General features: G+C 67.9%; 13 protein-coding genes. 6 read left to right on the top strand and 7 right to left on the bottom strand.

Going from position 1 to position 10,287, the window contains the following annotated elements; all coding sequences use genetic code 11:
- Positions 1-187: 187 nt before the first annotated feature.
- Both ACIBO1_RS20670 and ACIBO1_RS20665 read right to left on the bottom strand, forming a co-directional pair.
- On the bottom strand, positions 188-970 hold the full coding sequence (locus ACIBO1_RS20670) for a DUF6585 family protein (protein WP_396748833.1): 783 nt from the start codon (positions 968-970) through the stop codon (positions 188-190).
- Positions 971-979: 9 nt separating this feature from the next.
- The gene (locus ACIBO1_RS20665; RefSeq protein ID WP_396748831.1) at positions 980-1,105 is read right to left on the bottom strand and encodes a hypothetical protein; all 126 of its coding nucleotides are present in this window, start codon (positions 1,103-1,105) and stop codon (positions 980-982) included.
- Positions 1,106-1,489: 384 nt separating this feature from the next.
- On the opposite strand from ACIBO1_RS20665, the gene ACIBO1_RS20660 reads away from it, so the two are divergent.
- Positions 1,490-2,251, top strand: a complete 762-nt coding sequence (locus ACIBO1_RS20660; RefSeq protein ID WP_396748829.1) for a hypothetical protein — start codon at positions 1,490-1,492, stop codon at positions 2,249-2,251.
- Positions 2,252-2,431: 180 nt separating this feature from the next.
- Here the strand turns inward: ACIBO1_RS20660 and ACIBO1_RS20655 are convergent, their stop codons facing one another.
- Positions 2,432-2,926 (bottom strand): HAD domain-containing protein, encoded by a 495-nt coding sequence (locus ACIBO1_RS20655; RefSeq protein WP_396748848.1) that lies wholly within the window; start codon positions 2,924-2,926, stop codon positions 2,432-2,434.
- 154 nt (positions 2,927-3,080) lie between these two features.
- A complete protein-coding gene (locus tag ACIBO1_RS20650; RefSeq protein ID WP_396748827.1) occupies positions 3,081-4,130 on the bottom strand; it encodes an alpha/beta fold hydrolase in 1,050 nt (349 codons plus the stop codon).
- On the opposite strand from ACIBO1_RS20650, the gene ACIBO1_RS20645 reads away from it, so the two are divergent.
- On the top strand, positions 4,107-5,084 hold the full coding sequence (locus ACIBO1_RS20645) for a helix-turn-helix transcriptional regulator (RefSeq protein WP_396748824.1): 978 nt from the start codon (positions 4,107-4,109) through the stop codon (positions 5,082-5,084). The two genes, ACIBO1_RS20650 and ACIBO1_RS20645, sit on opposite strands and share 24 nt — an antisense overlap.
- Before the next feature lie 153 nt (positions 5,085-5,237).
- Here the strand turns inward: ACIBO1_RS20645 and ACIBO1_RS20640 are convergent, their stop codons facing one another.
- On the bottom strand, positions 5,238-5,999 hold the full coding sequence (locus ACIBO1_RS20640; protein ID WP_396748822.1) for a S1 family peptidase: 762 nt from the start codon (positions 5,997-5,999) through the stop codon (positions 5,238-5,240).
- Positions 6,000-6,205: 206 nt separating this feature from the next.
- Positions 6,206-6,700: a GyrI-like domain-containing protein gene (locus tag ACIBO1_RS20635; RefSeq protein WP_396748820.1), complete on the bottom strand. Its 495-nt coding sequence runs from the start codon at positions 6,698-6,700 to the stop codon at positions 6,206-6,208.
- 149 nt (positions 6,701-6,849) lie between these two features.
- Between ACIBO1_RS20635 and ACIBO1_RS20630 the strand changes: the two genes are divergently transcribed.
- From ACIBO1_RS20630 to cpt, 3 genes are all read left to right on the top strand, one after another.
- On the top strand, positions 6,850-7,683 hold the full coding sequence (locus ACIBO1_RS20630) for a phytanoyl-CoA dioxygenase family protein (RefSeq protein ID WP_396748818.1): 834 nt from the start codon (positions 6,850-6,852) through the stop codon (positions 7,681-7,683).
- Between the two features lie 87 nt (positions 7,684-7,770).
- A complete protein-coding gene (locus ACIBO1_RS20625) occupies positions 7,771-8,595 on the top strand; it encodes an RNA methyltransferase (RefSeq protein WP_396748815.1) in 825 nt (274 codons plus the stop codon).
- A 66-nt stretch (positions 8,596-8,661) separates the two neighbouring features.
- Positions 8,662-9,189, top strand: coding sequence for a chloramphenicol phosphotransferase CPT (gene cpt / locus ACIBO1_RS20620; protein ID WP_396748813.1), 528 nt, complete (start codon positions 8,662-8,664; stop codon positions 9,187-9,189).
- 48 nt (positions 9,190-9,237) lie between these two features.
- Here cpt and ACIBO1_RS20615 read toward each other — a convergent pair whose 3' ends face one another.
- A complete protein-coding gene (locus tag ACIBO1_RS20615) occupies positions 9,238-9,774 on the bottom strand; it encodes a hypothetical protein (RefSeq protein WP_396748810.1) in 537 nt (178 codons plus the stop codon).
- A gap of 240 nt (positions 9,775-10,014) precedes the next feature.
- Between ACIBO1_RS20615 and ACIBO1_RS20610 the strand changes: the two genes are divergently transcribed.
- Positions 10,015-10,257 (top strand): hypothetical protein, encoded by a 243-nt coding sequence (locus ACIBO1_RS20610; RefSeq protein ID WP_396748808.1) that lies wholly within the window; start codon positions 10,015-10,017, stop codon positions 10,255-10,257.
- The last annotated feature ends 30 nt before the right edge of the window (positions 10,258-10,287 follow it).

Genomic DNA, 10,287 nt, shown 5'->3' with positions numbered 1-10,287 from the left:
TCTTCGATTGTCCTCACAAACCATCGATGATCAACGCGGTGGCCGTCTTCATGCCCACGCCACGCCCAACGCCGAAGCCAAGTGACGTTGGAGTATTAGGCCGGCGGCGAGCTTATCGCCCAGCGACGACCCCCGAGCGAGCCCCCGGAACGTCTCCTGTCGGTAAGTCTGGTTCCGCCCGAGGTGCTCAGGCTGTCCGGTACAGATGAATGTCGAGCGGCAGGCCGTTGCGTTCGAGGATCAACAACAGCATCCACAGGTTCGGTACCCTACGGACCGGGACCGAGACCGGCTTCTGTCCGTCGCGGGTCGAGATCGTGAGCCGAACCCGACGCAGTCGCACCACGGCGATGTCGGAGAAGGCCGCGTACGCCCCGGCCGAGGCGATCCCGTCGGGGGTCACCGTGAGCGGACCGAACTCGACCCGGCCAGCCGACTCCAATTCGGCGAGCATCTGCGGGAGACGGGCCGACGCCGAGCGGCGTTCTACCTGCTCGCAGAGTTCCTCACCGTCGACCAGCGGCGGCTTCTCCAGATTGATTCTGGTGCCGTCGGTGAGCCGCAGCCGGCAGCGATGCATCGTCGTCGCGCCGCCCTCGGAGTAGAAGCGAAGGTGGTAACGCCAGATTTCGGCGATGTCGGTCCAGGCGATCGCGTGGGTGAGTCGGGTGTGATGCTCGGCGGCCAGCAGGCCGCCCTCGCACAGGTAGAACCGGCGCTGGATCAGCCGCCAGGTGTCCACCGCCCCCCATCCGACACCCAGCATGGCAGCGCCGGTCAGGCCGCCCATGACCACGATCCCCACCGTTGTGGTGACCGCGGTCATGGCGAAGCCGAAGAGCACTCCGAAACCGAGGAACGCCAATGTCGAAGTGATGGTGAGCGAGTAGGTCGGCCGGAAGGCCCGCTCCACCCGACCGAACCCGATCTCGCGCGCGGTGTCCTCTATCGAGTCTGGCAAGCCGGACATGTCTTCAGGCTAGACCGTCCGGGCCACGGCCCCGAGGCTCTCAAGACGCACCGAGTTGACGACGGGTGCCAGCAGTCCCGGCAGTAGCTGCGCAAGGGTGGTGATGCCCAGGTCGAGGCGATGATCACGAGGCACTCGAAGAGAGTCCATCTCATCAGGACAGCCACCGGCGGTGCTCTCAGCTTCCAGTACCTCACCAACCTTGACCTCCGGAATCACCGGATGGCCGAGGGACAACACGTCTCGGTGCACTGCCGCGCCGGTATCGGACGGGCATCACTGATCGCCGCAGCCTGCCTCGCCCGACTAGGCGTTCCCCTCGACGCCGACTGGCAGGTCATCGGTGAGGCCCGAGGTACGCCGGTCCCGGAGACTGACCAACAGCGACGTTGGCCGGAGAAACTCCGGCGGTAGCTCACCCGCCGCCGCGTACATCGCGCTGCCACCGGCAGATCGGGGTACGGCCGGGTCGGGGTACGGCCGGGCTGGTACGTGCCGGTGACGGTAGTGTCGCACGGCATGGCAGAGTCGCCTTTCGGTGTGCGGTTGTGGCGTCTGTTGTCGCAGCGTCGGCCGACTTTCGACACATCGATCGAGCAGATGCGGGCGGTTCTCGCTCGAGACGCCGACGTGTCCGGTCGAGAACTCGCCGCGGTCATCAGAGACGGTGTGGTGCCCGGTCCCGACCTGGTCCGGAAGTTGGCGCCGGTGCTCGGCATCCATACTGCCGACCTCTTCGTCATCGCCGGGCTGCCCGTACCCGGCGATCTGGCCTCCGCCTGGCCGATGGCGCCGTGGGACGTCGGCACGGTCCTGCGGCACGTCATCCGGATGACCACCGACGAACGCCGTCAACTCCAGGCGCTGATCGGGTCGCTGCCCACCCCACCGGGGACCGAGCCTGCGCCGAGCTACGACGACTACCCGGACACACCGGCAGCGTTACTGCTGCGCCTCCTACGCAATCGCAACATCCGCGCGTCCACCGCGCGGCTCCTCAAGGAGGTCGGGGACGGTCCGTACGTCTCCGAAGCAACCATCTTCGGCTTGGGCCGAGGCAGGGTCGTCATCACCCCGCAGTACGTGACGGCGTTCGCGCACCTGCTCGGCTACCTTCCCAGCGACATGGTCGCGCTCACCGGGATCGGACCGGTCGTCGAGGACGCGCGGGTGCACCCGGCCAGCTCGGAAATCGCCGCGCTGGCCTGGCAAGCCCGACGACTCAGCACCGAGCAACTCGACACCGTGATCGCCGCCGCGCAGTCAATCCGACAGACCTGAACACCGCCCGGACGCGGTACAGCGCAGGCATGTGCCTGGGTGCCTTGGGGCACCCAGGCACATGCCCTCAGAAGAGCCTCGCCTCGCGGTGCCGCACCATCACAACGCTCGGCCTTTAGTGACAGGCACCGAACTCAGCTGCGGCACCGAGTACGTCGCGGCAGATGCACCTCCAGTCGGTCACTCGGCTCGGCGGTCGAGCCACTGACGCACCGTTGCAAGGTCGATGTGGGTCAGTCCCAGGAAGGGATCGACGCGGTGCAACAGTGCCGGTTGCCGGTGGTGCGCATCGACCCAACGCCGGTCGGCATCGGTGGTCTCGTCGTCGAGCCAGACGAATGGTCGCCCTGCCGCCCACCGCGCCACCGATGCGGTCTTCCAGTGCACGCCGCGCGGTGGTTCCCCGTCGTCGTCGAGCCAGTCGACCACGGGCAGAGACGGGAGGCCAAGCCGGGGTGCCACGACATCGTTCGCCTCATCCATCCAGGTGCTGGCCCAGACCAGTTCACCGGAGAGAGCGAGTAGCCGTTGACCGTCCTCGGGATCGAGGCGCTCCAGCAGAGGATTCCCGCGACAATCGGGCCCGTCGCCGACCAAGCCACCCCCATCATGAGCGGGATCAGCCGGTCGAGACCGCAGTGGAATGAGCACGCCGTCGATGTCGACAAAGATCATCGGTTGTGTGACGCTGGCAGGCATCGTCGAACCGTACCGCCCGCTCGGCGGTCCCCACCGCTGTCGTGAACAACCCGCAACCCCTGCACGGCGCGCGGGAGGCGGCAGATGACGGTATCCCGGCCCAGGTGCGGCGGACCCGAATGATCCAGAGTCACTGCGCCGATGGATATCGCTGGTTCAGCCACGTAAGGATCGCCTCGTTTGTTTCTTCCGGCTTTTCCTGCTGGATCCAGTGGCCGCAATCCAGACTGACCACGTCCACGTTCGGCACGAATTCCGTCAGTCTTGCAGACCTCGCGATCATGTCGCGGTCGCCGTAGATCATGAGGGCGGGCTGTTGGATGATCGGGTCCGCGTCCGCCAGCAGATGCCAGTTGCGGTCCAGGTTCCGGTACCAGTTCAGGCTGCCGGTGAATCCCGTCGATTCGAAGGCCGAGACGAAGACGGCCAGTTCGCCGTCGCTCAGGATGGGCTCACCGGGTGGGGTTTCCATTCTGGCGAGATTGATCCACACGTTGCCCGGCTGCGGCGCCGCGAGAGGCACGTCCTTGCGGTACATGTTCCGCAGGAACTGGAACGTCTTCTCCTCGAACACGGCGTCCGCGACGCCCGGCTGCCGATTGAAGTGGACGAAGTAGAAGTCGCTACCGAGCACCTCCTCCATGAACTCGATCCATGGCTTGTCCCCGCGCTCGAGGTACGGCAGGCTCAGGTTGATCACCCTGTTGACACGCTTCGGGTGCAACAGGGTCAGGCCCCAGACGACGGCGGCACCCCAGTCGTGGCCGACGAAGGTGGCATCGTCGTATCCGTAGTGATCGAGCAGTGCGACGAGGTCACCGGACAGGTGTGCGATGTCGTAGTCGGTGACCTCGGTGGGTCGGGACGAGTTGCCGTAGCCCCGCTGGTTCGGAACGATGACGTGATAGCCCGCTGCCGCGAGGGCGGGCATCTGATGGCGCCAGGAGAAGGCGTGCTCCGGCCAGCCGTGACAGAGCACGATCGGGTTCCCCGCGTGCTGCCGGCCGGCTTCGAAGACTTCGAGTTCCACACCGTTGACCGAAACGCGGGTGGGCTCGGGAAAATCGATCGTCATGCCGGCATCATGCCGACCGATACCGGTCACCTCCTGACCGGTTTTCGTGGAAGTGTTGCCGGAGTGCGAGCCGACCGGTTGATGGCCATCCTCCTGCTGCTGCAACAGCGCGAGCAGGTGACCGCAGCGGAGGTCGCCCGGGAGTTGGAGATCTCCGAGCGCACCGCCCGCCGCGACCTCGACGCCCTGGGTATGGCCGGGGTCCCGGTGTACTCCGTGCAGGGCCGAGGCGGCGGCTGGCGCCTCGTCGGCGGTGCCCGCACCGACCTGACCGGGTTGACCGCAGGTGAGACCCGCGCCCTCTTCCTGGTCGCCGGTCCGGCCTCGTCCGCGACGCCAGCCGTGAAAGCGGCGCTGCGCAAGCTTCTCCGGGCGCTGCCGGAACCCTTCCGGGTGCAGGCCGAGGCGGCAGCGTCGTCGCTCGTCACGGACCCGCAGCGATGGGGGTCGAGCCGGGTCGAGCCTCGACCGCCTCGCTTCCTCGGCGCCCTCCAGGACGCGGTGATCCGCGGCGTCCAGGTGCGGCTCGGCTACGTCGACCGCGAAGGCACCGAGACCGAGCGCACCGTCCACCCGCTGGGCCTCGTCGTCAAAGGCCCCTCCTGGTACCTCGTCGCCGACACCGAGGCCGGTCGGCGTACCTTCCGAATCGACCGCGTGTCGTCCGCCGACCCGACCAACGACCCCGTACACCGGCCCGAGGACTTCGACCTCGCCGAGAGCTGGCGCGCGATCGCCGACGAGATCGACCGCAGACGTACGCCCCTCGAAGTCCAGGCAGTGTGCACGCCCCAAGGGATAGGCGTGCTCCGGATGGGGTTCGGCAGTCGACTCCAGGTCCGAGGTCCCAGGACCGACGGCCGCATCGAGGTCGTGATCCGCGGCAACGACGAACACACACTCGCCGGCGAGCTCGCCGGGCTGGTCGAATGGATCGAGGTGACCGGCCCTCCGGGTGTGCGAGCCCACCTGGCTTCGATCGGTGACACGCTCGTCGAGCGATACGGCGGAGACCGGCACGACGACAACCGCGGTCATCAGGATCCAGCCCACCGATGAACACCAACTGATCGCACGCCACCACGACGAGCGCCATCTACACGGCCACGATGGGCCGTGAGCAACCCGTACTCGGCCTCAGGGTTGAACCGGTCACGGCGCCGCCGCGAGCGTCAGCGCCGTGACCGGTCGGGCTGACACTGCCGGTGGTGATCAGCTGGAGCTTGAGAGCAGGTGGTCGGCGGCGCGTTGGATGCTCTGGCTGAAATAGGCGACGTCGGTGTAGACGGGGACCGGTTCCTCACCGATGTCCCAGTCGCAGTCCGAGCCGGCGCTCACGATGCCGACCTGTTCCCAGGTGCCGTTGGGGAGCCGGTGCAGGGCCGGCCCACCGGAGTCACCTGGGCAGTGGCTCTTCTGGTTCACCGACTTCGCACAGATCGTCGACCTCGGGTACTCGGGGTGTTCCTGCCACCAGGGGTCGTCGAAGCACTGCTCGTCCGGCAGGAACGGCAACTCCACCTTGTTGAGGAAGCGTTCCTGAGGGCCGCCCGACTTCTTCGTGCCCCAACCGGTCACGGTCAGCGTCTGCAACTGACGGGGCTCGGCGGCCAGCCGCACGACCGGCAGGTCAAGTGGCCGCTCCAACTTGATCACCGCCCAGTCCGGTCCATTCCACCACTCGGCTCCGCCGAGATGGGCGGTGGATCTGGTCATCGTCCGGCGTGGGTGCTTGAGGTCGACGGTGCCGGAGACGACGGTCACGCTGTTTCCGGGCTGCTCATCGATGCAGTGCTGGGCGGTGAGCACCAGTTGCGGGTGAATGAGGGTTCCACCGCAACCCACCGGCAGGAGCCGGACCATCCACGGGAACTCACCGGGCCCGGCCCGTCCACCGCCGCTGATAGCGGCGGCCGGAGCGGCCGTCACCAGCACGGCGGCCAGCGCCACCACGGCGATCAGGAGTCGTTTCACGCGCATCTGACACCCTTCGAAGAACTACCGGTACGGAGGTAGAACGGAACCGGAGGGCCCTTTCGTTGCACCCCCGGGAGCGATCCGTCCGCAGGAACCGGCAGAGCACTGCGCAACGCGAGAGCGGCTGCTCCGTTGCCGCAGCCGGGTCATCCTGATGGCAGCCGGGCCGGGCCCCTGGCACTGTCTGGATGCTGAGCAGGTCGTTACGACGGTTCGACGGGCAGCCAGAGATCAGAGGTCACGGTGCCGACGTCACTCGTGGGCCCGTGCACCGCGACGATCTCGGGACCTGGCCGCATGCGCCACGGGTTGAACGGGAACCACGCTGTCGCGGCCGTGGCCCATGCCTCCTGCAGGGTCTGCGGATGCGGCCCCGTGGTCCGGATGACCAGCCATCTGCCGGCCGGAACGTCGATGATGTCGAGGTCGCCGGGGACCGGCGTACCCGTCGACACGGCGACCCCGTGGAGGAAGGTCAGCTCGCTGCCCTCGGCGTAGTCGGGGTCAAGGTCGTCGCTGACCGCGAGCAGGCCGCGTGGCTCGGTGTTGCCGAGAGCCTTCAAGCGCAGGTGCTCCTCCATCGCCAGTGCGGTGATGTGCCGCTCGATGTGCGGGTTGATGCCGTGATGGACCAGCCGGACACGGGCCGCGTGCCCCACGAGCCGGAACTCGGGATGGTCGACGATGCGGGTCTCCACGTGTTCGCTCCCTCCGACGGTCGGACGCAGTGTCGAGATCATCGAGCCTCTGTCCGACAACCCTTCTCGCGGCGCCCCGGGCAGCACCCGACACAAGCGGTGCGGAATGTGTCGGGTGACCGGGACCGGCACCGCCGCACCATGGGGGTATGGATGACACGACCCTGGTATCCCGCTTTCTTCGCGACGGCTTCGTCAAGCTGGAGGGCGCCGTCGCGCCGCGCGTGGCAGCGGACTGCGCGCGGCTGCTGTGGCGGGAGACGGGCTGCGACCCGGACGATCCAGTGACGTGGACGCAGCCTGTGCACTGGGTGCCCGGCATGGCGCAGGGGCCGTTCGCCGCCGCTCCCAACTCGCCGTTCCTCCATCACGCGTACGACCTGCTCGTCGGCGCGGGCCGCTGGGAGCCGCGCTACTCGCTGGGCACGTTCCCGTTGCGCTTCCCGCACGAAGAGGAGCCGGACGACGCAGGCTGGCACATCGAAGGCAGCTATCTCCCGGAGGGCGAGAGCTGGTACTTCACCAATGTGCGCTCCCATGGCCGGGCACTGCTGATGCTGTTCCTGTTCAGTGAGGTCGGTGAGAAGGACGCCCCGACCCGGATCCGGGTCGGCTCCCACCTCGACGTGCCGAAAGTGCTGGAGAAGTACGGGGAGGACGGCGCGAGCGGGCTGGCCCTCGCGCCTGACCTGGTGGCGGCGTCCGAGCACCGGCCGCTCGCCCTCGCCACCGGATCTCCGGGCGACGTCTTCCTGTGCCACCCGTTCCTGGTGCACGCGGCGCAACCACACCACGGCGCGCGGCCTCGCTTCATGGCCCAGCCGCCGCTGATGCCAGCCGCACCATACGAGCTGGAGCGGGCTGATGGCGCATACTCACCCGTGGAGATCGCGATTCGTCGGGGTCTCGGACAGGATGCCCTCGGTCCGGACGGGGACGGCACCGACCGCGACGCCGTGGCGACTCGTTCCGTCCGGTCCTGAGCGCCTGGCCGAAGGTCTCCTCGGGGAGCCAGAGGCCGGTGACGTGTGGCAGGCAGGGCATGGGCGAGCACGGAGGCGGGGTAGGCGATGGTGCTGCGGGTGAGTGGCCGCAATGCGCGGTTCCAGCAGTGGGAAGCTCTCCTCGGCAACCGGACCAAGCGGCAGCGGCGTGGCGAGTTCCTCGTGCAGGGCGTACGCCCGATCACCATGGCCGTCGAACACGGCTGGCAGATCCGGGAGCTGCTCTATGACACCAGTGCTCAACTGTCCGGCTGGGCACGCGAGACCCTGGACGCGGTCCGGGCCGAGAAGTTCGCCGTCTCCCATGACCTGATGCACGACCTGGGAGGCAAGGCGGACACGGTTCCCGAGCTGCTGGCCGTGGTCGCGTTGCCGGAGGACGATCTGCGCCGTATCCCGGTCGCTCCGACCATGCTCACCGTCGTGTTCGATCGACCCACCAGCCCCGGCAACATCGGGACCCTCGTGCGGTCGGCGGACGCCTTCGGCGCCGGCGGCGTCATCGTCACCGGCCACGCCGCAGACGTGTACGACCCGAAGGCGGTCCGGGCGAGCACCGGCTCGCTGTTCGCCTTGCCCGTGGTCCGGGTGCCCTCCCACCAGGCCGTCCTGTCCTGGGTCGCCGACGTCCGGGCCGAGGGAATCGGCATGAGCATCATCGGAACCGATGAGCGCGGCAATCTGGACGCCGCCGAGTACGACTTCACACAACCCACCCTGGCGTTGATCGGCAACGAGACCACCGGCCTCAGCTCCGGCTGGCGCGAGGCATGCGACCAGCTCGTCCGGATCCCCATGGTCGGGTCCGCCAGCTCCCTGAACGCGGCGACCGCCGCGACTGTCGTGCTGTACGAATCGGCACGCCAGCGGGCCACCGCGGCCCGGCGGTAGGGCACTGATCGCGGGCACTCCCAGATATCCAGCGACACTGCATGTGCGGGACCGTACCGTGAGCACATGCCCACGCAGGTGATCGTGCTCAACGGCGGATCGAGCTCAGGAAAGTCGGGGATCATCCGGTGTCTTCAGGCGATCCTGCCGGATCCGTGGCTCGCCACGGGGGTCGACCGGCTTATCGAGGCGATGCCCGCGACCAGGCGTTCGCCGGAGAGTATCGAGCTTGCCGCAGACGGCACCGTCATCGTCGGGCCGGAGTTCGACCGGCTCCAGGAGGCGTGGATGGCCGGGGTCGCCGCGACTGCTGGGGCCGGTGCCCGGGTCATCATCGATGACGTCTTTCTCGGCGGTGCCGGGTCTCAGCAGCGGTGGCGGGCCGTACTCGACGGCCTGGACGTGAGATGGGTCGGTGTCCGCTGCGATGCGGAGGTCGCCGCCGGCCGGGAGATCGCCCGTGGCGACCGGATTCGAGGGATGGCCGTCGCGCAGGCCGACATGGTTCACCGGGGCGTGGTGTACGACCTGGAGGTCGACACCACGCATACCGAGTCGATCCGGTGTGCCCACATGATCGTGGCGCGCCTGTAGAAGTCCCGGTATCCGACTCGTCGTGGAGCCCTATGAGCGGGACACGGCTCAGTAGCCGAGCAGGGCGATGATCAGGGAGGAGACGGCAGCCGTGAGGAGCACACTGCCGGTGCCGACCCCGGTGACCGCGCTGACCGGCAGGGCTCGGTGGCGGGCCACCGGGACGGCTGCGAGCGAGACCAACGTGATCAGCGCCGCCACCACGTGGATCAGCGGGTAGCCGATCATGGCGGCAACCGGGAACAGGTGTACGCCGACGACGAACGCGATCCAGGCCGGGATGATGTCGCGGCGGCGTACGGCGGCAAGGATGCCGGCGCCGAGCGCCGCGAGCCCGAATTCGATGCCGACCACGATGCCGAAGGTGCGGCTGGTCTCCGCGGTGAACGCCGTCCCATCCGACCAGTGCCGCCAGGTCACGAGCGCCCCGGCCACCAGCACGAGCACGGCCGCGATCGAGGCGGCGACGAGTGGCTTACGCCAGCGCGGTGGAGGTGCTTCCTGTGCCCACCCGAACCAACTGGAGGCGAAGAATCCGAAGACGACAGCGGTGGCTGCCGCATCGCGGACGTACTCGGCGATCATCAATCTCCATCGGTGGGGCCGGCTTTGCCGTAGGAAGCTACCAGGCGGGCAGGCCCTGACCGGGCGGTCTACCCCGGGCAGCCTGGATGCATCGCCTCGCTCGCGACCAGGAATCGTGAGGACGACACGACCACGGCTTGCGCCGCGGCGTCTCGACCTCAAGGGCCAAGATCGAGCTGCTGTACGGTGCCGCGTCCTGCCGATCATGAAATGACCGGCTGCCGCCATTAGGTTGTGACCGTGCTGGTGGTCAACCTGGTGGAGAAGTTCGGCGCAGACGACCTCCTGGAGCGGTCGTGGGGCCTGCCGCCGGATGTCGTGGAGCCACTACGGGCGCACGTCGACATGACGCCCGATGGTTGGATCATGAACGTGTGGCCGATGACGTCGCACATCGCGGTCGTCACGCAACCCTGGGTCGACGAGCCCATCGATGTCGGGTCAGGTGCCTGGTTCGTCAGTTCCGTTGTAACGGCCGGGTAGGACGGCGGAGAGACAGTTCCGCGATCCGGT

It is taken from the genome of Micromonospora sp. NPDC049903, assembly GCF_044460945.1.
Taxonomy (GTDB): domain Bacteria; phylum Actinomycetota; class Actinomycetes; order Mycobacteriales; family Micromonosporaceae; genus Micromonospora.
The sequence above is the reverse complement of the archived record's forward strand: the minus strand, read 5'-3'. Positions and strand labels throughout refer to the sequence as shown.